The sequence below is a fragment of the Cupriavidus sp. 96C5-1 genome, from assembly GCF_057798855.1.
Genome location: NZ_JBYOJU010000070.1, coordinates 1 through 24,546, shown reverse-complemented (window position 1 = coordinate 24,546; position 24,546 = coordinate 1). Strand labels below are relative to the sequence as shown.

The 24,546-nt window shown below is 64.6% G+C and carries 21 protein-coding genes; 12 read left to right on the top strand and 9 right to left on the bottom strand.

Annotated features, from left to right (window positions below; genetic code table 11):
- Positions 1–200: 200 nt before the first annotated feature.
- Complete coding sequence (locus tag AC3FOF_RS41780) at positions 201–1,415, bottom strand: pyridoxal-phosphate-dependent aminotransferase family protein (protein WP_276269060.1); 1,215 nt, start codon at positions 1,413–1,415, stop codon at positions 201–203.
- 73 nt (positions 1,416–1,488) lie between these two features.
- Between AC3FOF_RS41780 and AC3FOF_RS41775 the strand changes: the two genes are divergently transcribed.
- On the top strand, positions 1,489–2,313 hold the full coding sequence (locus AC3FOF_RS41775; RefSeq protein WP_488729998.1) for a GntR family transcriptional regulator: 825 nt from the start codon (positions 1,489–1,491) through the stop codon (positions 2,311–2,313).
- 147 nt (positions 2,314–2,460) lie between these two features.
- On the opposite strand, the gene AC3FOF_RS41770 is transcribed toward AC3FOF_RS41775, so the two are convergent.
- Positions 2,461–4,290: a methyl-accepting chemotaxis protein gene (locus AC3FOF_RS41770; RefSeq protein WP_276269062.1), complete on the bottom strand. Its 1,830-nt coding sequence runs from the start codon at positions 4,288–4,290 to the stop codon at positions 2,461–2,463.
- A gap of 989 nt (positions 4,291–5,279) precedes the next feature.
- On the opposite strand from AC3FOF_RS41770, the gene AC3FOF_RS41765 reads away from it, so the two are divergent.
- The 3 genes from AC3FOF_RS41765 to AC3FOF_RS41755 all read left to right on the top strand — a co-directional run bounded on the left by AC3FOF_RS41765 (position 5,280) and on the right by AC3FOF_RS41755 (position 8,523).
- On the top strand, positions 5,280–7,574 hold the full coding sequence (locus AC3FOF_RS41765) for an LPS-assembly protein LptD (RefSeq protein ID WP_488729997.1): 2,295 nt from the start codon (positions 5,280–5,282) through the stop codon (positions 7,572–7,574).
- A gap of 17 nt (positions 7,575–7,591) precedes the next feature.
- Positions 7,592–7,762 carry a hypothetical protein gene (locus AC3FOF_RS41760; protein ID WP_017226930.1) on the top strand — a complete coding sequence of 57 codons (171 nt, stop codon included), beginning with the start codon at positions 7,592–7,594 and terminating at the stop codon, positions 7,760–7,762.
- A 251-nt stretch (positions 7,763–8,013) separates the two neighbouring features.
- On the top strand, positions 8,014–8,523 hold the full coding sequence (locus AC3FOF_RS41755) for an acyloxyacyl hydrolase (protein ID WP_488730003.1): 510 nt from the start codon (positions 8,014–8,016) through the stop codon (positions 8,521–8,523).
- 55 nt (positions 8,524–8,578) lie between these two features.
- Here the strand turns inward: AC3FOF_RS41755 and AC3FOF_RS41750 are convergent, their stop codons facing one another.
- Together AC3FOF_RS41750 and AC3FOF_RS41745 are read right to left on the bottom strand one after the other, a co-directional pair.
- The gene (locus AC3FOF_RS41750; RefSeq protein ID WP_488729996.1) at positions 8,579–8,890 is read right to left on the bottom strand and encodes a hypothetical protein; all 312 of its coding nucleotides are present in this window, start codon (positions 8,888–8,890) and stop codon (positions 8,579–8,581) included.
- A 437-nt stretch (positions 8,891–9,327) separates the two neighbouring features.
- Complete coding sequence (locus AC3FOF_RS41745; protein WP_488729995.1) at positions 9,328–10,131, bottom strand: MipA/OmpV family protein; 804 nt, start codon at positions 10,129–10,131, stop codon at positions 9,328–9,330.
- 529 nt (positions 10,132–10,660) lie between these two features.
- Between AC3FOF_RS41745 and AC3FOF_RS41740 the strand changes: the two genes are divergently transcribed.
- A complete protein-coding gene (locus tag AC3FOF_RS41740) occupies positions 10,661–11,962 on the top strand; it encodes a UDP-N-acetylglucosamine 1-carboxyvinyltransferase (RefSeq protein ID WP_276269068.1) in 1,302 nt (433 codons plus the stop codon).
- Positions 11,963–12,204: 242 nt separating this feature from the next.
- On the opposite strand, the gene gdhA is transcribed toward AC3FOF_RS41740, so the two are convergent.
- On the bottom strand, positions 12,205–13,548 hold the full coding sequence (gdhA, locus tag AC3FOF_RS41735) for an NADP-specific glutamate dehydrogenase (RefSeq protein WP_017226936.1): 1,344 nt from the start codon (positions 13,546–13,548) through the stop codon (positions 12,205–12,207).
- A 402-nt stretch (positions 13,549–13,950) separates the two neighbouring features.
- On the opposite strand from gdhA, the gene AC3FOF_RS41730 reads away from it, so the two are divergent.
- On the top strand, positions 13,951–14,601 hold the full coding sequence (locus AC3FOF_RS41730) for a HugZ family pyridoxamine 5'-phosphate oxidase (protein ID WP_488729994.1): 651 nt from the start codon (positions 13,951–13,953) through the stop codon (positions 14,599–14,601).
- A gap of 44 nt (positions 14,602–14,645) precedes the next feature.
- Here the strand turns inward: AC3FOF_RS41730 and AC3FOF_RS41725 are convergent, their stop codons facing one another.
- On the bottom strand, positions 14,646–15,293 hold the full coding sequence (locus tag AC3FOF_RS41725; protein WP_035811725.1) for an IclR family transcriptional regulator: 648 nt from the start codon (positions 15,291–15,293) through the stop codon (positions 14,646–14,648).
- Positions 15,294–15,399: 106 nt separating this feature from the next.
- Here AC3FOF_RS41725 and AC3FOF_RS41720 point away from each other — a divergent pair, with 106 nt between their 5' ends.
- The 5 genes from AC3FOF_RS41720 (at position 15,400) to AC3FOF_RS41700 (ending at position 19,455) form a co-directional block, all read left to right on the top strand.
- Positions 15,400–16,377: a Bug family tripartite tricarboxylate transporter substrate binding protein gene (locus AC3FOF_RS41720; RefSeq protein WP_488729993.1), complete on the top strand. Its 978-nt coding sequence runs from the start codon at positions 15,400–15,402 to the stop codon at positions 16,375–16,377.
- A gap of 35 nt (positions 16,378–16,412) precedes the next feature.
- Positions 16,413–17,285, top strand: coding sequence for a TauD/TfdA dioxygenase family protein (locus AC3FOF_RS41715; protein WP_488729992.1), 873 nt, complete (start codon positions 16,413–16,415; stop codon positions 17,283–17,285).
- 390 nt (positions 17,286–17,675) lie between these two features.
- A complete protein-coding gene (locus AC3FOF_RS41710) occupies positions 17,676–17,912 on the top strand; it encodes a hypothetical protein (protein WP_017226941.1) in 237 nt (78 codons plus the stop codon).
- Positions 17,913–17,915: 3 nt separating this feature from the next.
- Entirely contained in the window at positions 17,916–18,506 is a 591-nt protein-coding gene (locus tag AC3FOF_RS41705) for an ATPase (protein WP_488729991.1), read from the top strand.
- Between the two features lie 172 nt (positions 18,507–18,678).
- Positions 18,679–19,455, top strand: coding sequence for an IclR family transcriptional regulator (locus tag AC3FOF_RS41700; protein WP_276269074.1), 777 nt, complete (start codon positions 18,679–18,681; stop codon positions 19,453–19,455).
- A gap of 52 nt (positions 19,456–19,507) precedes the next feature.
- On the opposite strand, the gene AC3FOF_RS41695 is transcribed toward AC3FOF_RS41700, so the two are convergent.
- From AC3FOF_RS41695 to tauA, 3 genes are all read right to left on the bottom strand, one after another.
- Complete coding sequence (locus AC3FOF_RS41695) at positions 19,508–20,383, bottom strand: ABC transporter permease subunit (RefSeq protein ID WP_430869712.1); 876 nt, start codon at positions 20,381–20,383, stop codon at positions 19,508–19,510.
- 10 nt (positions 20,384–20,393) lie between these two features.
- Positions 20,394–21,170, bottom strand: coding sequence for a taurine ABC transporter ATP-binding protein (locus AC3FOF_RS41690; RefSeq protein ID WP_035811752.1), 777 nt, complete (start codon positions 21,168–21,170; stop codon positions 20,394–20,396).
- Between the two features lie 101 nt (positions 21,171–21,271).
- Positions 21,272–22,285: a taurine ABC transporter substrate-binding protein gene (gene tauA, locus AC3FOF_RS41685; protein WP_017226946.1), complete on the bottom strand. Its 1,014-nt coding sequence runs from the start codon at positions 22,283–22,285 to the stop codon at positions 21,272–21,274.
- A gap of 429 nt (positions 22,286–22,714) precedes the next feature.
- Between tauA and xsc the strand changes: the two genes are divergently transcribed.
- The gene (gene xsc, locus AC3FOF_RS41680; RefSeq protein WP_488729990.1) at positions 22,715–24,544 is read left to right on the top strand and encodes a sulfoacetaldehyde acetyltransferase; all 1,830 of its coding nucleotides are present in this window, start codon (positions 22,715–22,717) and stop codon (positions 24,542–24,544) included.
- Positions 24,545–24,546 lie beyond the last annotated feature (2 nt).

Here is a 24,546-nt window from a genome sequence, read left to right as displayed (position 1 = left end):
ACCGTTACGAGAAGCGAATGCAGTCCGGGCCGGACGGCTTTCCTCCAAACCCGGATTACCTCTTGAAACGTGGCAGCAGGCACCGCGGCAGCGCTACGCATGTACCGGACTACGCCGCGCGCCGGCCCGTTCTTTATGAGATCTTCTTCACTGCCGGCATCGACGATGCATGTCTGGCGGTCATCGTCGATCTTCGGTCTCTACCCCTTGGCCAGCGCCGGCACAGCCTGGTCGGCGAGATAGTCCATTGCCGCAGCAACACCGCTGGCATTGATCCTGACGCCCGAGATTTTCAAGCCCATCTCGCATCCCGCCAGCGCCGCGATCAAGGTCAGGTCATTGCAGTCGCCCAGATGGCCGATTCGGAACATGCGGCCACGCATCTTGCCCAGTCCGGCACCCAACGAGATATCGAAGCGCTCGTACGTGTTCTTGCGTATCGCGTCGGCGTCGACACCATCCGGCATCATGACGCCGGTCAGCACGGGGCTGTACACCGCGGGGTCGGCACACTGGATCTCGAGTCCCCAGGCCCCGACTGCCCGACGGCACGCCTCGCCGAGCCGCATATGGCGGGCAAAGACATTGTCGAGGCCCTCCGCCAGAATCATGTCCAGCGCTTCCGAAAGGCCGTACAGGAGATTCGTGTTCGGCGTGTACGGCCAGTATCCGGTCTTGTTCATCTCCAGTATCTCGGCCCAGCCAAAAAAACTCCGGGGGAGCCTGGCATTGCGGCTGGCTTCGATTGCCTTGGGGGACAGCGCATTGAAACTGATGCCGGGGGGCAACATCAATCCCTTCTGGGAGCCGGATACCGTCACATCCACGCCCCACTCGTCGTGGCGATAGTCCGCCGACGCGAGGCTGGAGATGGTGTCCACCATCAGCAAAGCCGGATGCCCGGCATGATCGATGGCATTCCTGACCGCGGCGATGTCCGAGGTAACGCCCGTCGAAGTCTCATTGTGAACGACACAGACAGCCTTGATCTCATGCCCCGCGTCAGCGCGCAGGCGCGCTTCGATCATCGACGCATCGACGCCCCGGCGCCACCCCTCGATGCCCGGCAGGCCGAGGAACTCCGGTTGCAGGCCAAGATTGCGCGCCATCTTGTCCCAGAGCGTTGCAAAATGCCCGGTTTCGAACATCAGGACTTTGTCACCGGCGCTGAGCGTATTTGCCAGCGCGGCTTCCCACGCACCCGTACCCGACGCGGGGTAGATAATGACGGGGTGCCGGGTCTGGAAGATCTGCTTGATACCTTCGAGAACCTTGAGGCCGAGCGCGCCGAACTCAGGGCCGCGATGATCGATGGTCGGATAGCTGATCGCGCGCAGGATCCTGTCGGGCACAGGACTGGGCCCCGGAATCTGAAGAAAATGACGACCGGAAGGATGAAAGTCCAGCTTAAGCATTGCGTTCTCCTCTGATAAATTTTGAATACAAAACAATTTAGCAGAACGATCTTAATAACGCCGGCAAGTGGACTTGAAGTTTTTTCAATCCATTTTGAGCATGGATTTCCCGACATTTTCGGTAATATTCCGGCACAACAAACTCACCGGAGTTTTGTATGCACGCGGCACCACCGCCCAGCTTCCCGCGATCCAGCCCCCCCTTCCCAAAGTGAGCCGCCAGTGGCTCCACGACGCCGTCGTGGAGCATCTCAGAAGTCTGATTGTCGAAGGCGCCCTGGCAGCAGGCCAGAAACTGAATGAACGAGAACTCTGCGAGGTTTTCGGCATCTCCCGGACACCGCTGCGGGAAGCGATGAAGGTCCTTGCGGCCGAAGGACTCATTGTGCTTGCTCCCAACCGCGGCGCATCCGTGGCAAGCATGTCGGAACTCGAGATACGCGAGGCGTTCGAGGTTTTGGGGGGCCTGGAGGCGTTGGCGGGGCAACTTGCCTGCGAGCGTATTTCCGAAGCTGAGTTGCTGGAAATCAGGGGACTCCACCAGAGCATGCTGGCCTGCCGTACGCGCAACGACCTGGCCGGCTACTATTCCCGGAATCAGATGATCCACGACAAGATCAACGAGGCAGCACGGAACACATCGTTGCGCCAGATTTATCTAGGTGTCAACCGGCGCCTGCAGGCGCTGCGCTTCCGCTCCAACTTCCAGGCGCCAAAGTGGGACAGCGCGGTACACGACCACGCCCAGATGCTGCTGGCACTGGAAGCCCGGGATGGTATCCGGCTCTCCGCCATCCTGCAGCGGCACCTGCTGGACAAGCGCGAAGCGGTGCTCGGCACGGCAGCGGCCCCATGCGAGGCGGACAGCGCCGCTTGCAGCGAAATCCCGAGCGGATGAGCGCCTGCCTGCGCTCCAATGCTTCGCTCGGGCCATAGACAAAAGGGGTAGGCTAAGCCTTACCCCTCTTCTCCAGTTGGCGGCCCGGTGAATGGCCGCCTCACCAGGAACCGGCCAGCCGCATGCGGCTGCGCGATCCCTCTGCGCTCAAGCCGCTGCCCGTCTGCCCCCCATGGCATTGGCCAGCCTGAACTGCCCCACGGCATCGGCAAGTCTGTTGGCTTGCTCGTGCAGGAATCCCGCGGCGGCCGATGCTTCCTCCACCAGCGCTGCGTTCTGCTGCGTGGCATTGTCCAGTTGCGCCACGGCTTGATTGACCTGCATGATGCCGACGCTTTGTTCGCTGCCCGCGCTGGAAATCTCCCGAAGGACTTGCTCCAGCTGCTTTACGCTATCCAGGATGTTGTGCATGGTTTCCCCTGCGTCCTGGACCAGCTCCGCCCCGGAATCCACCTTGGCGACCGACGTGCTGATCAGCGCCTTGATTTCCTTGGCAGCCTGGGCGCTGCGCTGGGCCAGCGTGCGGACTTCGCCTGCCACCACCGCAAACCCGCGCCCCTGTTCGCCGGCGCGTGCGGCCTCCACGGCGGCGTTCAGCGCCAGGATATTGGTCTGGAATGCGATGCTGTCGATCACCCCGATGATGTCGTGGATCTTGGCGGATGCCGTGGAGATTTCCTGCATCGTGGTCACCACCCTGGACACGGCATCGCCGCCACGGTTGGCTACGGCAGAGGCGGCAGCGGCCATTTCCCCGGCGCGGACAGCGGCTTCGCCCGAGTTCTGTATGGTGCCCGTGAGTTCGTCCATGGACGCCGCAGTCTGCTCCAGGTTGGCGGCCGCCTGTTCGGTCCGGGTCGATAGATCGACGTTCCCCTGGGAGATTTCAGCGGCGGCGGTCCTGACGGACTCGCTGCTGTCCCGGATATCGAGCAGGACGGCGGAGAGCTTGTCCACGAACTGATTGAACGCGCGAGCGATCTGGGCCACCTCGTCCTGGCCATCGGCAGGTAGCCGCTTGGTCAGGTCACCGTCTCCGGAGCCGATCTCGTCCATCGCTTCCCGCACCTGCGACAGCCGCCGGAAAGCCGAGGCCGTGAGCACGGAACCCACCACTGCCGCGAGAACCGCCACCACCGCCAGCGTGATGAACATGGCGCGCAGCACATTGCGCAAGCCCGCCAACGCTTCGTCCTCGTCCATGGCGACGACCAGTTCCCAGCTTGCGTCTTTCACGGGTTCCGCATGCAGCAGTTTGGTCGCGCCGGCGATGCGCACCTTCAGTGGGTTCTCCGGATCTCCCAGGTTGCCCAGTATATTGGCAGTCAGATCGGAGGCGAGGTCAGTGGCTGGCTTCAGGTTCAGTTTCGCGTCCGGGTGGGCAACGATGTGGCCGCTGTTGTCCGCCAGGAAGGCAAAGCTGGCGGGCGTGGGATGAATCCCCGCGATGGTGGCGGTGACGCCGTCCAGGTTCACGTCGGCGCCCACGACCGCCTTCAGCTGCCCGTCCACCAGTACAGGGAAAGCCAGCGTCACCACGAGTTTCTTTGTGGCGACATCCTCATACGGCGCGGTAATCACGAGCTTCCCGGCGTTGGCCGCAGCTTGGTACCAGGGGCGGCCGGTGGGGTCATAGCCGGCAGGAATGCCAAGATCGCGGGAGAACACGGCGCGCTTGTCCGGATAGCCGACATAAGCGACAACGAAGCCGCCGGATTGCTCCAGTTGCGTGAGTGCCGCCATGGGATCGCCCGCCAGGCTTTCCGGCGACACGGCTTTCACCATGGCCACCCTTGCCGCAAGCCACTCGGTAATGGCCTGGGCATTGCCCTTGGTGTTCGTAACGAGGTTTTGCCTCAGCGTGAGTTCGTCGCTGCTTTTTGTGACAACGTAGGTGATACCGGTAGAGAGGGATAAGGCAATGACAACGATGGCAACACAGGTCGCCGTGATGCGTGTACGAAGCGAGAGAAGCATGCGCAGTTGAAGTGGGGACTCGGGTGACGAAAAACCGCCATGGAAACCTACGCCAGGCGGCGCCATGCCCCGGCTTACGGAAGCCTTTCGCAAAACTGTAGGAACATTGTATGAACATTGGCGGAAGGACTGCCGCATAGCGCTTTTGGTGCTGAAACCGCCGCTTTTAGTACCGTGTTCCAGCCTATTCCGATCGTGTTGCCGGTTCTTTGCGCATCGCGTCCGATGCACGGTCAGAGCGTCTCATGCATCACTGGCAAGCGGAAATCCTGTGGCAAAGGCGCTTCAACGCGCATAGGCATAGGCGGGTGGATGGTGAGTGGACCGCGGCAAGGACTTGCATCCTGCGCTCGTCTGCCTGCGGCAGCGCCAGCAGGCGATCGGCATACGGCAATGCCGTCGCGCAGGCAGTAGGGACGAAGGGCTGAGAGGAGGACCAGATTCGGATTCCCGCTGGCGTCATCGGCATGGTCACTCCCCCGCAATCCGCGGTGCTCGCACGAGCTGGAGTCAATATGCCGGCCGGCAACAAAGCGGGACCGGCTCCTGAAACGGACCCCGAACAGCAGTTCGAAATCGCTGATCGAGGACGATAACCGAATGCGCCATGTGGCGTCTCCCGGCCGGCACCTCGCTGCACAAGAATACACAATTTACACACAAAAAAGCACAGCCCGCGCGCCCGATACGACATAGCCTCCCGACTTGCATTGATATCTTCAAATGGCGGTGCATCGCCATATTTTCAAGGAAATGGCAAGTCACGCTAAAAATCTTCCGGACCTTCGATTACTGCAGGGTGCGAGACGCAATGACCGGGCCGGCGCCCTGTGCCGGTTGAGTGAGAAGCCCGCCCGGGCAGCCCAAGCGGTGCTCAAGTGAGGCGCAAGCGGAACACCGGAATCCGGCCTGCTCTTCCAGCATATCGACCATACCGGCAGTTTGCGAAGTGGCTTCCCGGCAGTGGTTTGCGCCCGCTGGTGCTGGCCATGGCCAGTTGGTCGGCCGGCGTCCAGGCGCAGGCGGTGGGCTCGGCGCTGCCCGAACTGCCGCTGGCCGGGCCGACCGTGGAACAGGCCTCCGCGGCGCCGCCGGTATCCGGCAAACTCGTCCCCCGCCTGGCCGAGCCGGCCACCGTGCGGGACGACAGCCCGCCTGTGTTTGTCTCGGGCGAGCGCATGACAGGCTACGACCAGCGCCGCCTGGAACTCACGGGCAACGCCGAGATCCGCCGCGGCGGCGGCGTGGTCAAAGGCGACCGGCTTACCTATGAGCAAGACCGCGACGAGGCTTTTGCGCAAGGCAACTCCCGCCTCTCGCGCGGCGGCTTGCTGGCGGTGGGACCGGAAGCCCGGCTCAGAGTCGAGGCCAATGAAGGCTACATGCTGTCGCCGGACTACTATTTCCAGCCGAGCGGCGGCTCGGGCAAAGGCGAACGGATCGATTTCGTCGACAAGGACCGCAGCGCCATCAAGCGCGCCACCTACACCACCTGCTCGCCCGACAATGCGGACTGGTACTTCAGCGCGCGGCGGCTCGATATCGACAGCGACCGGCAGGTCGGCACGGCGTATGGCGGCGTGCTGCGGTTTTTCGATGTCCCGGTCATGGCCGCGCCGGTCTTTACGTTCCCGCTGTCAGATGCCCGCCGCAGCGGCTTCCTGACGCCGCTGCTCGGCTATCGCTCGGGCCTCGACCTGACCGTTCCCTACTATTTCAACATCGCGCCCAACCGGGATCTGACGCTGTTCCCGCGTTACCTGAATGCGCGCGGCCTACAGCTCGGCAGCGATTTCCGCTACCTCGGCGAAGGCTATGCCGGGCGCATCCGTGGCGAGTTCCTGCCCGACGACCGCAAGACCCGCACCGACCGCTGGTCCTATTCCGTCCAGCATACCCAGCACCTCGCCACGGGCCTGAACGCCTACGTGAACGTGAGCAAGGTGTCGGACGCACGCTATCCCGACGACCTGAGCTACGCCATGGCGTCGTCGGTCCAGCGCCAGTACACGAAGGAAGCCGGCATCACCTACAACTGGCGGGATCTCGCCGTGCTTGCGCGCGTGCAGAAATTCCAGACGCTCGCGCCCAGCCAGCCATCCTACGAACGCGTGCCGCAGCTCAATGCCAGATACGTGCGCTACGACCTGGGCGGCTTCGATGCGCAGGTAGAGGCGGACTACACGCGCTTCCGCATCCCGCTCACCACCGCAGGCGTGCAGCAGCCGCTTGGCGAACGCGTATTTGTCCAGCCATCGCTCAGCTATCCGATCGTGCGTCCCGGCTGGTTCGTCACGCCCAAGGCCATGTTCAATGCCACCCAGTATCGGATGGAACCAGCCAGCAACACCGCCGGCGCGGCCAACACGCTGAGCCGTGCACTGCCAACCGTCAGCCTGGATTCCGGCATGGCCTTCGAGCGCGACGCCCCGGCCATCAGCCGGTTGTTTGGCAGAGGCTTCATGCAGACGCTGGAGCCGCGCCTGTTTTATGCCTATACGCCGTTTCGCGACCAGAGCCAGTTCCCGCTGTTCGATACCGTGCAGTCCGACTTCGGCTATGGGCAGATCTTCAGCGAGACCCCGTTCACCGGCTACGACCGCATCGCCGACAACAACAAGCTGACGGCCGGCGTGACCACCCGCCTGATCGAGACCGACAGCGGCATCGAACGCTTTCGCGGCACGCTGGCGCAACGCTTCGACTTCACCGGCCAGCGCGTGCAGCTCAACGGCACCGCGCCGGAGGCCAGGTCCGGCTATTCCGACCTGCTGGCGGCAACCACCGTGCAGCTGTTCAAGGGCTACTATATCGACGCCGGCATGCAGTACAGCCCCGGCACCGAACGCATCGTCTATTCGAACATTGCATTCTCGTGGCGGCCCGAAGAGCGCAAGCTCCTGAACGCCGGCTACCGCTACCGGCGCCCGACCTCGGTAACCGACAACGCCGCCATCGACCAGTTCGAGGTATCGGGCCAGTGGCCCATCACCCAGCGCGCCTATGGCGTGGGCCGGGTCGCCTTCGATCTCGGCGCGAACCAGCTGGTCGACGCGCTGGCCGGCATCGAATACGTGGCGGATTGCTGGGTGGGGCGCTTCGTCTACCGGCGCTTCCGCAATACCTCGCAGGGCTACACAGGGCTCCCCTACCTGGAACTGGAGTTCCGCGGGCTATCCAGGATCGGTTCCAATCCGCTGGAAATCCTGCGCCTGAATGTGCCAGGCTATACGCCCGTACTGGCCTCGCCGGTGCCGCCGTCCAGGTTCGACCACTACGAATGAGACAGGAAGACAACGGCATGATCACGACATCCCAGAGCACGCCCGCCGATATCCCGCTCAGGATCCTGCTGGCCGAGGACGATATGGAACTGGCGAGATTGAAGGCCCAGTGGCACGGCGGCCAGGCGCAGGCGCACGCCAGTACCGGCTCCCGTGGCGGCGCCCTCTTCACGCTACGCTGGCGATAGCCCGCGGAGCGCGGATAAACCGCCTGGACGCAATTCCCGGAAAATCCTGACCTTCACAATTCCGCACAATAACGCAACACATACACTCATATTCAGGCTCGACTCATTATGTAGAATTTTATTTTTTAAAAATACGATTCGACATCATGCAAGAAACCAGGAAAACCACAGAAAACAATAAACCCGGAGTTTCGAATAAAGGAAATCGATCCATCCCGGCATTCCGGGCAGTTTTCTGGATGGCATTGTGCATGCTCGGCACCGCGCATCCGGTGCAAGCCGAAGGGGCACAGCCCTCCACCATCCTGCCGGGCGCCGTCAGCATGCACATGGGCTTTGGCGATGGCTACAAGCGAGCCACCCTGAGCTGGGAAAGCGCGCCGCTATGGAGCTACCAGTTCAGCGGGCGCGGTGGCCGACTGGACCTCACCGGCGAGCTTGGCGTCTCCTACTGGTGGGCCAACAAGGACAGGAACCCGCGCAATGCCTGGCAGTTGAGCGCAATCCCGATGCTGCGCTACTGGGCAACCGAGAAATTCTACCTGGAGGCCGGGATCGGCGCGACGGTATTCAGTGGCTCTGGCTTCGCCGGAAAGAATATCAGTACGGCATACCAGTTTGGCGATCACGTGGGCGCGGGGTACCAGATCACCCCTTCGGATCGCATTGGCGTCCGCTATTCGCATTTTTCGAATGCAGGCATCAAACGACCCAACCCCGGGCTGGATATCATTCAAGTTACCTACACGCGCAAATTCTGAATAGCGCGGCACGAATCCGGGCGGCAGGATGCTGCCGCCCGGAGCCCACGCACTGTCACAGGCCGCGCCGGATATCGCGCGCGTAGTCTTGCAGGGATTGCCGTTCGTTGATTGCCCTGGCTGCCCCCTCGACGAACCACGGCAATATCAGGACGGTGTCCCTGTCCGCCAAACCAATCGTGAAGGTACGCGCGCCTGCCTCACCGCACGCCACGCCTGGCGAAGGCGCGCACGGCGTGGCGTGCGGCGCCGTGTCTTCCTTCTGGCCGGACGGCGGGGAGGAAGCATCCTGCTGCGCCTGCGTGACGGCCGGCAACAGCGACAGAACCAGAGCCCCTAGAAGATTCGTGAATTTGGTGATCCGCATTGTCTTATCCTTGAAATTCGTTTCAGAAAGAGAAATGGAAAAAAGCGCTCCCCGATCTCGGAAACAATCTGGTTCCGCAGTGTGCACGGCGTGGCCGATGACCCCGCCGTAGAGCATGTGCCCATGCCTTGCATCCATCACCTGGGTGCCCGCGCTTCCTCCACCTGGCGCTGATAGTTCTCAAAGGCGGCATCCGCCCGCGTCATGCATTGCTGCCGCTCCGCCGCATCGCTGACTCTATTGCATTCCGTTCGCTGCCATCCCTGTCCGGCGGAATAGGCTGCACGCTGCCACGAGCAGCCCAGCATGGTCGACGCTACGATCAATAGTGCTGCCAACAGAATGCAGCGAATCACGATAGCCCTCCTTGATCTTCCTGGACGTACCGGCGGGTAACCCGGTCAAGCCCGCCTGCGGCATCGCAGGTATTGCTCTGCCTAGAAGCTATAGTTGACCGTGGCCATGCCGCTGAAATTGGTCTTCTCCATGACGATGGGGCTGTTGGAGGCCTTCTGGAGATAGCGCGTCGCGCCGGCCGAGGTCACGACCGACCAATCCTTGTTGATCGCATGCGTATAGGTGAGGACCAGATCGACGGCATAGAGCCCCCCGTCCGGCCGGTACGCCGCGTAGCCGGAGTTTGCGCTCTGGGTCGAGGTGACGCCAAAGTATGTCTGGTTGTACTTCTGCGTGCCAAAGTGGGCCGTGCTGGTAAGCAGGACCTTGTCTTGCGGCCGGTCGAGCAAGTTGGCGCCGGCCCGCGCGTAGAACTCCCCGCCCCGCTCGCGGTTCGAGATCGGTTGAATGGTACCGAGCGCCAGGCTACCGTACTTGCCAATGTTGACGCCGAACTCGAGATTGGCCAGGACGGAGCCTTTGATATCGCCCATGCCCCTCAGTTTGTCCGAGCCGCTGACGAATCCTTCCTTCTTGCTCTTGCGTCCGGCGTCGTAGCCGATCGCCCCGGAGACGAAGAAATCCCCGAACTGGTGCCGGTAGCCCAATCCGCCCACGCCAAGGTACAGGCCCCAGGGCGTGACGACATTCAGGTTCAGCGCGGGCCGGACGGCATACTCGTCGCTGCCGGCGTAGCGGGGCACATAGGCCGCCCCCAGGCCGACGGTGATCCGCGTCGACGACAGGGCCGAAGTTGCTGGCGAGGCAGGCCCGGCAGGGGTTTCCCCGGCGAAGGCGCTGACACATAAGGTGGAGGTGGCAAGTAGTGCGGCGAGAGACTTCACTGCGGTTTCCCCTGGAATTGAGAGCCGCATTCTCCAGCCGCAGTGCCATTAGTGTCTTCGGCGAATTTGTCCTAAATCTTATGGAAGTTTCGCAGATTGTCGGAATTTGTATTTGCCGCTGCCTCACTCTGCCGCAACCCTGTCCGGCACGCTCAGGCAACCCGCGTTGCATGCGCCAGAACCACGCAGCAGCCCGCTGCATCCCGGGCCGCCGTCCGCACCCGCGTGAAGCGAAAATCGCCATTGGCGGGGCTGCCGCCATAGATGCCCGATAGCCGCATCCGCACCGATACAAGCGCTACCTCGCCCAATAGCTGCCCAAAAGTGGATCGCCGATTATTCATCAAACCGTCATTCCATGGCAGCCTGGCACGCGCGCCGTACGGCTGCAGTTGGCCATGCCGCAACAAGGAATGGCCGGCCGGCGCGAGAGATAATCCGGCGCCAGCCGCCTTGCCGTCCGCCAGGCAAGTACAATGCTCTGCCTCGTTCCATATTGTTTGCGCCCCTTTCGCTACATCCCCGATCCATGTCCAATCTCATCGTGCACGGCGGTACGCCGCTCCGTGGCCGCATCATCCCCTCGGCTAACAAGAATGCAGTGCTGCCGGTGCTCTGCGCCACGCTACTGACCGATGCGCCGCTGCGCCTCCATGGGGTGCCCGACATCACCGACGTGCGGAAGATCCTCGACATCTTCCGCACCCTGGGCAGCGAGGTGCACATGGACCACGCAAGCGGCACGCTGGACCTGCACCATCGCGAAACCGTCTTTGACGCTGCATGCCATCGCCTGCCGGAGGAGATGCGCTCCTCCATCATGCTGGTACCCCCGCTGCTGGCGCGCTTTGGCATCGCCCGGCTGGAGGACAACGTCAAGGGTTGCACGCTGGGTGTGCGCGAGATCGATCCGCACGTCGATATCTTCCGCAGCTTTGGCGGCAGGGTGGAGCGCGCGGACGGCTCCCTGCTGGTGCGCTGCGAGGGCCAGTTGATCCCCACCGACCACTGGCTCGACTACGCCTCGGTCACCACGACGGAGAACTTCGTGCTGTGCGCCGCCGTTGCCGGCGGCACCTCGACGCTGACCAATGCTGCGTCGGAGCCGCATGTGCAGGAGTTCTGCCATTTCATGACTATGCTCGGCGTGCGCATCGAGGGGATCGGCACCTCGCGCCTGACGGTGCACGGCGGCAATACGCTGAGCGGCGGGGAGTTCCGCTTCGAGGAGGACTTCCACGAGATCACGACCTTCCTGGCGCTGGGCGCCATCACCGGCGGGGATGTGGCGGTACGCAACAGCATGCCCGGCAATTTCCCCCTGATCGACCGGACCTTCGCGAAGTTCGGCGTGCAGATCACGCACGAGGACGGGTGGTCCCGCGCCACCCGCAGCGGCCCCCTGAAAGTGCAGACGCCCTTCACCAGCAACGTACTGACCAAGGTCGAGGCCGCGCCGTGGCCCTATTTTCCGGTCGACCTGCTGCCCATCTTCATCGCGCTGGGCGTGCGTGCGCAGGGCAACGCCATGTTCTGGAACAAGGTGTACGACGGCGCGCTGGGCTGGACGGGCGAGCTGTCGAAGTTTGGCGCCCATGTGTTCTCGTCGGACCCGCACCGGCTCATCACCTTTGGCGGCAATCCGCTGACACCGGCGGTGGTGGAAAGCCCGTACATCATCCGGGTGGCGATTGCCCTGTTCATGGTGGCGGCCAGCATCGACGGCAGGTCGGAGATCCGCAACGCCACGCCGATTCGCCGGGCGCATCCCCGCTTTGTCGAGAACCTGCGCAGCCTTGGCGTGCAGGTGGAATGGACGAGCGAGGAATGACGGGCTAGCCGTTCCGGTCGGGTGATCGAGCCGCCGGGCCCGAAGCCGCCCATTGTCCGCCGCGGCATGTCGGGGAAACCCGATGGACTGCGGCGGAACCGACCCGGTGAAAGCCGGGATCGCGGCCAAAACCTGTGCGCGCGTGGCCTCCATCGGCCGGCAACGCCACCACCGCCCGCCCCATCCCGGCTCGCCGGTCCTGAGCGGAGCCCAGGCACCGGCCGGCACACCGGATACAAAGCCTAGACCACGCCTTGCGCCAGCATCGCGTCCGCCACCTTCACGAACCCGGCCACGTTGGCCCCTTCCACATAGTTGATATACCCGTCGGCCTTCTGCCCGTAATGGATGCAGTTGCCGTGGATGTCTTTCATGATGGCGTGCAGCTTCTCGTCGACCTCGGCATGGTGCCAGGCCAGGCGCATGGCGTTCTGCGACATTTCCAGCCCCGAGGTGGCGACACCGCCGGCATTGCTGGCCTTGCCCGGCGCGTAAAGGATGCGGGCGGCGAGGAAGCGGTCGACCGCATCCAGCGTGGAAGGCATGTTGGCGCCCTCGGCCACGCAGAACACGCCGTTGGCGAGCAGCCGCTCGGCGTCGTTGCCGTCCAGCTCGTTCTGGGTGGCGCAGGGCAGCGCCACGTCCGCAGGCACATGCCAGGGCGTACGGCCGGCCTCGAAATGCAGGTCCTGCTCGGCGGCGAAATCGGCCAGGCGCCCGCGCGCTTCGTTCTTGAAAGCCATCAAGGCAGCCAGCTGTTCGCTGTTCATGCCCTTGGGATAATGCAGCACGCCGCCGGAATCGGACACCGTCAGCACCTTGGCGCCGAGCTCGATGGCTTTCTCGGCCGCGTATTGCGCCACATTGCCCGAACCGGAGATCAGCACGCGCAGGCCGTTGAAGCCGCGTCCGCGCCGGTGCAGCATTTCCTGCGCGAAATACACCGTGCCGTAGCCGGTGGCTTCCGGGCGCATCAGGCTGCCGCCAAACGCCATGCCTTTGCCGGTAAAGACGCAGGCGGCGTGGTTGGACAGCTTCTTCATCATGCCGGCCATGAAGCCCACTTCGCGCGCGCCCACGCCGATATCGCCGGCAGGCACATCGGTATCGGGGCCGAGGTGGCGGTGGAGCTCGGTCATCAGGGCCTGGCAGAAGCGCATGACCTCGCCATCCGACTTGCCCTTGGGATCGAAGTCGGAGCCGCCCTTGCCGCCGCCCATCGGCAGGGTGGTCAGCGCATTCTTGAAGGTCTGCTCGAAGCCGAGGAACTTCAGCACCGAGAGATTCACCGTGGGATGGAAGCGCATGCCACCCTTGAAGGGGCCGATGGCGGAGCTGTGCTGCACGCGGAAGGCACGGTTGACCTGCACCTGGCCGCGGTCGTCGGTCCATGCCACGCGGAACTGGATCACGCGCTCGGGTTCCACCAGCCGCTCCAGCAGGGCTTGTTCGCCATAGCGCGGATGCTGCTCGACAAAGGGCCACAGCGTCATCATGACCTCCTTCACGGCCTGGAGGAATTCGGGCTGGTCGGGGTCGCGCCGGGCAACGCCGGCCAGGAAAGTGTCAAGGGAGGCAGATGTCACGAGTGTCTCTTCGATTCGTTTGTGCTGGTGCTTGGCAGAAGACGGCCGCCGCGGATACTTGTCCGGCAGGCGTGCCGAGGGATGCCATTGCCCTGCCCGGCAACGCGGCCGGGTAGCGCAATGCGGCAAGCCCGATGGAGAGCCCATCAGGCCATGTAGATACATTCACAATCATCCTGAATGTATCGCCAGGGGCGAAGCTTAGCACCAGGTACGCCCTGGGTAATAGTCAGAACACCTGTGACGGCAGGACATATAAAAGGCGCCAAGGTGTATTTTTGTGCGATCAACGGACAAGCGCGGCATGGAACGACAGCGTGCCATACCCGGCAGCGGGGGGAACAGGGAGCGCGTACGCAAGCCGTACAATCTTCCGATTGCCCAGAAACAAGGCCCAAGCTCGTGGACATTCCCATTGAACAAGCCGTCAGTCTCCTGCACGAGGCAGCCTACGGCACCCTGGCAACGCACGCATCGGCCCTGCCAGGCTATCCCTATGCCACCGTCGTGCCGTTCGTGCCCGACCAGTCGGGCGCTCCCGTGATTTGCGTCAGCGCGCTGGCCGAGCACACCCGGAACCTGCTGGCCGATGCGAGAGTCAGCCTGTCCGTGCTGCAGCCCGGGGCCACGGACGTGCAGAACGCCCGCCGGCTGACACTGGTCGGCGAGGCGACCCCCTTCGAACCGGACCCCGACGCGCTGGCACGTTTTCTGCGCTACGAACCGGCTACCCAGCATCTCCTGACCCTGGATTTCCAGTTCTTCCGCCTGACCCCTAAGACCATCCGCTTCATCGGCGGTGTTGGCCGGATGGGATGGCTCGGGGAGGAGGAATGGAGCGCCATGCCCCAGGTGCCGGCCGGCACCGAGGTCAATCTGTTGCGCGAGATGTCGCTTGCCGCCCCGAGCGGCGTACGCCTGCTTGGGGTCGATTGCTATGGCGTGGACTACGAAGTCGCGGGACGGCGCAACCGGCAGCGCTTTGCGCACGCCCCCGTCGCGCCGGCGGCAGTGCACAAGACGGCCTTGGGTCTCGTGGCCAGCCTTGGCTGAGCGAGCCCGAAGCGCCGGCCGGCACCAGCTCCGCCGCGCGCCCGTCACACCGGCGCCAGCCCGATCAGTCGGCTGACATCGGCGGCCGCCTGCTGCAGCGCCGGCACGATTTCCGCCGGGATGCGCTCCGGCGTGGCTTCACCGGCCGAGGTGGAGATCCCGATCGACAGCTGCCGGGAACCGGCCGCCGGCAGCGGCACGGCCACCGATACCTGATTGCTCTCCGGATAGGCCAGCACGCTCCACTCGCCAGGCTGCAAGGCGAGAGCCATGGCCAGCGCGCTGCCGGGCGGCAATACGCTGCCCACGCGCAGGTTCATCACCACCAGCCGGCGGCGCTCGGCCGGCGCCATCGCCCGGCCGACGATGATCACCCCTTCGGGATTGGCTTCGCCGAGGTTGGCCGTGCCGGAATAAGCGTCGGCCAGTTGCTGCAGCCCTTCCTGCACCGCCTCGGTCACGCCCAGGCTTTCCAGCGCGGCAAAGCCGATCTCGAAAACCCGGGTGGTCAGCCGCCAGCGATTGCCCTCCCGCGCCACATAGCCCTCCTCCTCCAGGGTCAGCAGAAACCGCAGCACCGTGGGATGCGGCAGGTCCACCGCGCGCGATAGCTCCGCCAGCGTTGGCCGGCCGTTGTGGCGGAACGCCTGCAGGATCGCTAGACACCGCTGGATCGATCTATTATTCTTCAATCGCTCACCGTTCACTATGAGAACTATACGTTCATCTAGTGAACATACTAGCGCAAGTCGAAGGAGGCGGCAAGTACCGCATCCTCATCCCTTCCAAGGAGACAAGATGAAACCCATCGCCCCCAGCCGGCCCGGGGCGGGGCGGCCACCGCCCCCCGCCGCGCGGCCCGCGCGGGCAGCCGATGCCTGGCCGGCCAGGCCGATCAAATGGGTCGTGCCCTACCCGCCCGGCGGCTCGACCGACATGCTGGCGCGCATCGTCGGCCAGAAGCTGGGCGAGCGGCTCGGCCAGCCGGTGGTGGTGGAAAACAAGGCCGGCGCCGGCGGCAACGTGGGCACCGACTATGCAGCCAAGCAGCCGGCCGACGGCTACACCATCGTGATGGGCAATATCGGCCCGATCGCCATCAATCCTTCGCTCTATCCCGACCTGCCCTACAACCCGCTCAAGGACCTGGCGCCGGTGACCATGCTGATGGCGGTGCCGAACCTGCTGGTGGTCAATCCGGCGCTGCCCGTGCATTCGGTGCGGGACCTGATCGACTACGGCAAGCGGCAAGCGGCCCCGCTGGGCTACGCCACGCCGGGCGCCGGCACCTCGCTGCACCTGGCGGGCGAACTCTTCGCCGCCACCGCGGGCGTGAAGATGACCCACATCCCGTACAAAGGCAGCGCGCCCGGCCTGAACGACACCATGGCCGGACATGTCCCGGTGATGTTCGACAACATGCCCTCCGCGCTGCCGCTGGTGAAAGCCGGCAAGCTGCGCGTGCTGGCCATCACCAGCGCGCAACGCTCCGCGCAACTGCCCGACGTGCCCACCATGGCCGAGGCCGGCCTGCGCGGCTACGAGATCGCCGGCTGGTTCGGCGTGCTGGTGCCAGCGGCCACGCCCAAGCCCATCATCGCCAGGCTCGACACCGAACTGGAAGCCGTGCTGAAGATGCCCGACGTACGCAAGAAGCTGGACGAGATGGGCGGCATCGTGTCCGGCGCCGGGCCGCAGCCTTTCGGCCGCTATATCGAAGCGGAATCGCGCAAATGGGGCACGCTGGTGCGCAGCGCCAGTATCGCCGCCCAATGAACCCCGACCATCCCACCCACCAGAGGAGACCAGCCGTGTCGCAATACAAAGTCATCGATGTCCAGCCCATTGCCGGCGCGCTCGGCGCGCAGATCAGCGGGGTCGATCTTGCCGGACCGCTGCCCGACGAGACCTTCGCCGAGATACGCTCGGCGCTGCACGACAACCTTGTGATCTTCTTCCGCGACCAGCAACTGACGCCCGCGCAGCACAAGGCGTTCAGCGCCCGCTTTGGCGAACTGCTGGAAGTGCCGTTCATCCGCGCGTTGCAGGGGCACCCGGAAATCCTGCCGGTCATGAAGGGCAAGGCCGAACAGACCAAGCGCAATTTTGGCGGCCTGTGGCACACCGACATGAGCTACGCGGAGGTCCCGCCGCTGGGCTCCGCGCTGTATGCCCGCGTGATCCCGCCCTACGGCGGCGACACCATGTGGACCAATATGTACCGCGCCTACGACGCGCTGTCGGACGGCCTGAAGGCGGTGCTCGACACGTTGCGCGCCGTGCACAGCCCGGTGCGTTCGTACGGCGCCAAGGGCGCGGTCGTCAACAACGGCGATCCGGCGCACAAGATGGATGTGCGCACCGACGAGCGCGCCAGCGCCGAAGTCACGCATCCGGTGGTGCGCATCCACCCCGCCACCGGCAAGAAGGCGCTCTATGTCAACAGCACCTATACGCTGCGCTTCGAAGGCATGACCGAGGAAGAAAGCGCACCACTGCTTCAATTCCTCTACGGCCATGCGGTGCGGCCGGAATTCACCTGCCGCTTCCGCTGGACGGCCGGCGCGCTGGCGGTATGGGACAACCGCTGCACCCAGCACCTGGCGATGAACGACTACGACGGCTTCGACCGCGAGTTGCACCGCACCACCATCGCGGGCGACCGGCCGATTGCGGTGGCTTGAAGGCGCTGAAGCCCGCATTAAGCGTTGGACGAAGCTGACCGGATGCGCCAGAACCGAGTGAAATGACGACTGCTGTCACTCCCTCTTCCCTCGTGGGGAGAGGGGTGGTTTGGCCAGGAGCCACAGGAACCGAAACCATTCGTTTTATCCAGCGTGCTACGCATTTGCAGCGCCCGCCCTCTCCCCCGGCCCCTCTCACAAGTGGGACCGGGGAGCAAACCTGCAGTGCACGCAGGTGCGTCGGCAATCCGGCAATCCCAACCTACCCACAAGTCCGTGAACCATAGTGCCGCATGCTGGGTAAATCACCCTGCTCGCCGCGCGGCAGTCGCCACCGCCGTGTGCGAAAATGGAGGCACCGGAGACGCGCACATGCGCGAAGGAGCTAACATGCGGCAGAGCGCAATCAAGCCGGGCAGCGAGGTCTTCCGCGCCTCGGCGGAGTTTGAGCAAGCCATCGTCACCCAAGGCGAGGCCGCTGCGCGCGAGCACCTCGACAACGGCCGGCCCGTCTACTACGCCGATCCCAAGTATCCCGGTTTCGTCGTCAAGAAAAACCCCGATGGCAGCGAACAGCTCGCAAGCGTCGATCTCGACGGGAAGATCACCGTAGTGCGGACCATCTGACCCGTGCCGCAGCTGTGGGTGATCGCCGGGCCCAACGGCTCTGGCAAGACGACCGTGGCAGATCGCTGGTTTGCCAGCCGTATTCCGGTGGTGTCGCCGGATTCAATCGCCGCCGAGCTTGCCGTTTCGCCCGTTGAGGCCGGCAAGCAAGCCGTCCGGGAGCAAGGGAAACTCCTGGCCGAAGGCGCCTCGTTCGCCGTCGATACCACACTCTCGGGCAAGCGGGAGCTGATCCTGATGCGGCGGGCCAAGGATGCTGGCTACAAAGTCAACCTCGTCTTCGTCGGCGGCCCCGATCCAGGCCTGTGCATCGCGCGGATCGCCCAGCGGACTGCTGCCGGGGGGCACTGGGTGCCACCCGAGGATGTAAGGCGCCGCCACGGTCGAAGCCTTGCCAACTTCGCCCCTGCTTTCGAGGTCGCAGACAGGTCCTTCGCGCTCGACAACTCCGCACTGCGCCCACGCCTCATCCTCTCCTGGGAGAACAGTCGCATACGCCAGCGCTCTTCGAGGCTGCCGCAATGGGCCCTGGATGCATTTCCCAGCCAGCTCTTGACGCATATGGCGAATATGGCGCAACAATCGACGCCTTGAACTGGAATACAATCAATCTGTCTCGTTTTCCGGAACGGAGTTTGGATTGAAATCGGCAACAGCAACCGCATCGGCGAAAAAAGCGCCTCCTGAAGCACCCAAATCAAAAACACGCAAGACCGTGCGTCAGGCAGCACCGGTTCGCGTCGAAGAACCGGCGGATGCGGCGCCGGTGCTCCACGTCACGGCAGACGCCGCGGCGGACCGCGATACCCCCACGCTGCGTGCCTTCGCCTTGCTCGAATTCCTGGTGGCGGCCGACCGGCCCCTGTCGCTGGCGGAGATCATGCAAGGCTTCGAAGCGCCCAAGGCTTCGCTGCATCGCATGCTCGGCGCCCTGGAAGCAGGCGGACTGGTGATCCGCGAGCCCGGCGCGCGCAATGCCTACGCGGTCGGGCCGCGCCTCTCGCGGCTGGGCGTGGCCATCGTCACGCATTCGGGCTCGCGCCAGTTGCGCCATGCCATCCTGGCGCGGCTGGTGGCGGACATCGGCGAGACGGTCAACCTGACCATGCTGCACGAGACCTCGGTGCTGTACCTGGACCGCATGGAGGCGCCGTGGCCGCTGCGGCTCGATCTCAAGCCGGGATCGCGCGTGCCCCTGCATTGCTCGGCCAGCGGCAAGCTGCTGCTGTCGCTGCTGCCGCGCGAGCAGCGCGCGGCGCTGGTGCGGCAATTGCCGCTGGAGCGCTTCACCCCGAATACCGTCACCGACGTGGAACTGCTCGAAGCCGAGCTGGACCGCAGCGCGCACAAGCAGCTCGGCGTGGACAACGAGGAGTTCGTCGCGGGCATCTCGTGCGTGGCGGTGCCGGTGCGCGACGAGCGCGGGCACGTGGTGGCGGCGCTGGCGGTGCATGCGCCCACGGCCCGCTCGCCGCTGTCGCGCTCGCTGGAGTTCGTGCCGCGTTTGCAGGAGACGGCCAGGGAGCTGGCGGCTACGTTTTAAGGCATAAGCAGGAACCGGGCGGCGGACACCGCTTCCCGGTTCTCCCCAAGCCTTACATCCTCCCCTTCCAGGGCACCAGCCACTTCTCCATCTTGCGCATCAGCAGGTCGAAGGTATAGGCGATCAGCCCGATCAGCCCGATGCCCATGATCACCACGTCGGTACGCAGGAAGTTCGACGCGTTGAGCACCATCTGTCCAAGGCCTGCCGTGGCCGCCACCATCTCGGCGGCAACCAGCGTGGTCCAGCCGAAGCCGATGGCGATGCGCATGCCGGTCAGGATGTCCGGCAGCGCCGCCGGGATCACCACATGGCGGATCACCTGCCACGGGTTGGCGCCCATCGAATACGCCGCGTTGATCTGCTCGATGGTGACCGAGCGCACCCCGGCCTGCGCCGACATCGCCAGCGGCGCGAAGCATGCCAGGAAGATCAGCAGGATCTTCGACGTTTCATCGATGCCGAACCAGATCACGATCAGCGGCAGGTAGGCCAGCGGCGGCAGCGGACGATAGAACTCGATGGGCGGATCGAACACGCCGCGCGCGATGCGCGACACGCCCATCATGACGCCGATCGGCACCGCCGTCACCGTGGCCAGAGCGAAGGCGCCGAACACGCGCACCATGCTGGCGCGGAAGTGCTCGGTCAGCGGCAGCCCGCCCTGCACATTGCCGTTCCAGGCGTCGATAAACGCGCTGACGATGGCTTCCGGCGTGGGCAGGAACAACGGCGGCAGCCAGCGCAGGTGGCTGGCGATCCACCACAGCGCCAGCAGCGAGACCACGGTGATGGTGGAAATGCGCGAGCTGGAGCCTTCGCCCGGCAGGCGGTAGCCGGATACGGCCTTCATCCGGCGCGCGGGAGGCGCGCCCGGCACCGCACCGGCGCCCGGCGCGGTTTCGAGTCTTTGAGCGGAAACGGACATGTCGGGCTCCTCAGGGCGTGGCATGGATCAGGTTGACGATTTCTTCGCGATAGCGGATGAACTCCGGATCGGACTTCACTTCGCGGGCGTCGCCGCATTCGATATAGCGCCGCGCGAACGGCATTTCGTAGGTATGCGCGATGCGTCCCGGCGAGGGCGTCATCACGATCAGGCGGGTGGCCAGGAACAGCGCCTCCTCCACGCTGTGCGTGATGAAGAACACGATCTTCTGTTCCGCCGCCCACAGCTTCAGGATCAGCGCCTGGATCGATTCGCGCGTGAGCGCATCCAGCGCGCCCAGAGGTTCGTCCATCAGCATCACCGCTGGATCGTTGGCCAGCGTGCGGGCAATACCCACGCGCTGCTGCATGCCGCCGGAGAGCTGGTAGACCGGTTTGGCCGCCACCTTCTCCAGTCCGACCAGCGCCAGCTTCTCGTGCGCGAGACGCAGGCGCTCGGCGCGCGCCACGCCGCGCAGGCGCAGGCCCAGGGCCACGTTGTCCTCCACGTTGAGCCAGGGCATCAGCGCATGTTTCTGGAACACGACGCCGCGCTCGGCACCAGGACCATGCACGGCTTTGCCATCGAGGCGGATCTCGCCTTCCGAGGGCTGCATGAAGCCGGCGATGCACGACAGCAGGGTTGTCTTGCCGCACCCGGAGGCACCCAGCGCGACCACGAAATCGCCGCGCTCCATGGTGAGATTGACTTGCGACAGGGCCAGCGTCTCGGCGCCGCCGCGGCCGCCGTAGTTGACGCTGAGGTTGTCGATTTCGAGTTTGGCCATTGCTGCAAACTCCTGAAAAAAGGTCATTGAAGGCTGCGGCACGCAGCATCGCCCGCCCCGCAGCACACTGCTTTCTTCGCGCCCGATGGCGCCCAGGCAGGTCAGGCCGGCGACCTGGTGGCCAGGGCACGCCTGACCCACTCGGCGTTCACGCCCTGGCCATAGTCCGGCAGCACGGTCTGGATCGTGCCCTGCTCCTTCAGGAATTGCGCGGCCGATTGCAGCGCCTTGGCCGCGCCGCCGCCCAGCCAGCGCGGCGAGGCCTGTTCATCCAGGGTGGGGAAGCTGTACAGCGCCATGCTGGCAGGCACGGATTCGGCCTTGGCGCCCGAGACCTTGGCGACGGCCTTCACCATGGGAGAGTCCGCTGTCCAGCCGGCCTTGTCCTGCCGGTACTTGTCGTCCGCCGCCGCCAGGATCTTGACGAACCTGACCATGAACTCGGGGTTCTCGCGCGCAAACTTCTTGTTGGCGATCATGCCGTCGAAGGTGGCCTTGCCGGTCTCGGCGGCAATCTTGCCGGAGGTCACCAGCACCTTGCCCGACTGCTTGACCTTGGCCAGCACCGGGTCCCAGATGAAGGTGGCGTCGATATCGCCGCGCTCCCAGGCCGCAGCCACTTCGGGCGGCCGCATATTCATGATCTTGACGTCGCGCGGATTGATCCTGGCCTGCTCCAGCGCTACCAGGGTGTGGTAGTGGGTGGTGGAGACAAAGGGCACGCCAACACGCTTGCCCTTGAGATCGGCCACGCTGTTGATATTGCTGCCGTTGCGCGCAACCATGGCCTCGGCGGCGTTGATATCGTCAAGAATCCAGAACAGTTCCACGTCCAGCCCCTGCGAGAGGGCCGAAGCGATCGGCGAGGTACCGGCTTCGCCGATGGCGATCTGGCCCGACGCCATCGCGCGGATCACATCGCCTCCGCCGCCGAACTGGCGGAACGAGACCTTGTAGCCGGTCTGCTTCTCGACTTCCTTCATGTCCTGCGCATAGCGCCACGGCACCACCATGTCCTGATAGGCGATGACGACTTCCCTGGTCTGCGCATACGCGCCCGGGGCGACCACGGCCGCCATGGCTACGCTTGCTGCGAGCTGCTTGATCCAACGCATGATGAACCTCCTCAACATTGACTGGGTTGTATGCCGCTGCGCAAAGCACCGGCACGGGTAGCCTGGCACCAGGGCGGTGCCTGCTCGAGGAGGAAGAGGTAATAAGCATGAGGCATGCCATGTCTCCGTCTGGTTGGGACGTCTTTGCGTCCTCTCGTTCTGGTGGCGTCCTGCTCTCGGGAAGAATCGCCTCGGTCCGCATTGGGGCGCGGTGTAGCCCTATGGTAGGAAGCCCGCCCCGTTGCGGTTAGAGCCAGTCAGAGGTAACTGTGGGTCCAAGCCCCGATTTGGTTCACTTTAAGATACAAATCGTCCCGTTTATCGAAATTTCCTGTTGACCGTCGCTCGCGCTCATCCTACATTCGACTCACAAACACTTTTCGGAACGTATGGTTCCGTTTTGAGACCGAAGACTGGAGACTGACCACCATGAGCGAACACCTCCCCGAATCCCTCGGCGCCAGCGCCCCCACCGCCGCCGGCCCGCAGGCCATGACCCCCTCGGAAGCCTTCGTCGAGACCCTCGCCGCCAACGGCGTCACCGACATGTTCGGCATCATGGGCTCCGCCTTCATGGACGCCATGGACATCTTCGCCCCCGCCGGCATCCGCCTCATCCCCGTGGTCCACGAGCAGGGCGCCGGCCACATGGCAGACGGCTACGCCCGCGTCTCCGGCCGCCACGGCGTGGTCATCGGACAGAACGGCCCCGGCATCAGCAACTGCGTCACCGCCATCGCCGCCGCCTACTGGGCCCACAGCCCCGTGGTCATCGTCACCCCAGAGGCCGGCACCATGGGCATCGGCCTCGGCGGCTTCCAGGAAGCCAGGCAGCTCCCCATGTTCCAGGAATTCACCAAGTACCAGGGCCATGTCACCCACCCGGCCCGCATGGCCGAATTCACCGGCCGCTGCTTCGACCGCGCCATGGCCGAGATGGGTCCCACCCAGCTCAATATCCCGCGCGACTACTTCTACGGACAGATCAAGGCCGACATCCCGCAGCCTCAGCGCCTGGACCGCGGCCCCGGCGGCGACCAGCGCCTGAACGAAGCCGCCGAACTGCTCGCCCACGCTAAATTCCCCGTCATCATCTCCGGCGGTGGCGTGGTCATGGCCGATGCCATCGCGCAATGCCAGGCCCTCGCCGAACGCCTCGGCGCCCCCGTCGTCAACAGCTACCTGCACAACGACTCCTTCCCCGCCAGCCACCCGCTGTGGTGCGGCCCCCTCGGCTACCAGGGCTCCAAGGCCGCCATGAAGCTGCTCGCCCGCGCCGATGTCGTCATCGCCCTCGGCTCGCGCCTCGGACCCTTCGGCACCCTGCCCCAGCACGGCATGGACTACTGGCCCAAGCACGCCAGGATCATCCAGATCGATGCCGACCACAAGATGCTCGGCCTGGTCAAGAAGATCTCGGTCGGCATCTGCGGCGACGCCAAGGCCGCCGCCATGGCGCTGACCGAGCGCCTGGCCGGCCGCACCCTGGCCTGCGACGCCTCGCGCGAGGACCGCGCCGGCCAGATCGCCGCCGAGAAGGCCGCCTGGGAGAAGGAACTCGACGAGTGGACCCACGAGCGCGACCCCTACAGCCTCGACATGATCGAGGAGCAGAAGCACGAGCGCACGCCGGGTGGCGGCCACTACCTGCACCCGCGCCAGGTGCTGCGCGAACTGGAGAAGGCCATGCCGGACGACGTGATGGTGTCCACCGACATCGGCAACATCAACTCGGTCGCCAACAGCTACCTGCGCTTCAACCAGCCCCGCAGCTTCTTCGCCGCCATGAGCTGGGGCAACTGCGGCTATGCCTTCCCCGCCATCATCGGCGCCAAGGTCGCCGCACCCCACCGCCCCGCCGTGTCCTACGCCGGCGACGGCGCCTGGGGCATGAGCCTGATGGAGACCATGACCTGCGTGCGCCACAACATCCCCGTCACCGCCGTGGTCTTCCACAACCGCCAGTGGGGCGCCGAGAAGAAGAACCAGGTCGACTTCTACAACCGCCGCTTCGTCGCCGGCGAGCTCGACAACCAGAGCTTTGCCGAGATCGCCCGCGCCATGGGCGCCGAAGGCATCGTGGTCGACAGGCTGGAGGACGTCGGCCCCGCGCTCAAGCGCGCCATCGACCTGCAGATGAACCACGGCAAGACCACCATCATCGAGATCATGTGCACCCGCGAGCTCGGCGACCCCTTCCGCCGCGACGCCCTCGCCAAACCGGTCCGCATGCTCGACAAGTACAAGGACTTCGTCTGAGC

What these genes read in the sequence shown, in the direction of transcription:
- AC3FOF_RS41690 (WP_035811752.1), bottom strand. Translation starts at nt 21,170, where the DNA reads ATGGCCAAACTCGAAATCGACAACCTCAGCGTCAACTACGGCGGCCGC.
- AC3FOF_RS41720 (WP_488729993.1), top strand. Translation starts at nt 15,400, where the DNA reads ATGAAACCCATCGCCCCCAGCCGGCCCGGGGCGGGGCGGCCACCGCCC.
- AC3FOF_RS41780 (WP_276269060.1), bottom strand. Translation starts at nt 1,415, where the DNA reads ATGCTTAAGCTGGACTTTCATCCTTCCGGTCGTCATTTTCTTCAGATT.
- AC3FOF_RS41750 (WP_488729996.1), bottom strand. Translation starts at nt 8,890, where the DNA reads ATGCGGATCACCAAATTCACGAATCTTCTAGGGGCTCTGGTTCTGTCG.
- AC3FOF_RS41770 (WP_276269062.1), bottom strand. Translation starts at nt 4,290, where the DNA reads ATGCTTCTCTCGCTTCGTACACGCATCACGGCGACCTGTGTTGCCATC.
- tauA (WP_017226946.1), bottom strand. Translation starts at nt 22,285, where the DNA reads ATGCGTTGGATCAAGCAGCTCGCAGCAAGCGTAGCCATGGCGGCCGTG.
- AC3FOF_RS41695 (WP_430869712.1), bottom strand. Translation starts at nt 20,383, where the DNA reads ATGTCCGTTTCCGCTCAAAGACTCGAAACCGCGCCGGGCGCCGGTGCG.
- AC3FOF_RS41760 (WP_017226930.1), top strand. Translation starts at nt 7,592, where the DNA reads ATGATCACGACATCCCAGAGCACGCCCGCCGATATCCCGCTCAGGATC.
- xsc (WP_488729990.1), top strand. Translation starts at nt 22,715, where the DNA reads ATGAGCGAACACCTCCCCGAATCCCTCGGCGCCAGCGCCCCCACCGCC.
- AC3FOF_RS41740 (WP_276269068.1), top strand. Translation starts at nt 10,661, where the DNA reads ATGTCCAATCTCATCGTGCACGGCGGTACGCCGCTCCGTGGCCGCATC.
- AC3FOF_RS41765 (WP_488729997.1), top strand. Translation starts at nt 5,280, where the DNA reads ATGGCCAGTTGGTCGGCCGGCGTCCAGGCGCAGGCGGTGGGCTCGGCG.
- AC3FOF_RS41710 (WP_017226941.1), top strand. Translation starts at nt 17,676, where the DNA reads ATGCGGCAGAGCGCAATCAAGCCGGGCAGCGAGGTCTTCCGCGCCTCG.
- AC3FOF_RS41755 (WP_488730003.1), top strand. Translation starts at nt 8,014, where the DNA reads ATGCTCGGCACCGCGCATCCGGTGCAAGCCGAAGGGGCACAGCCCTCC.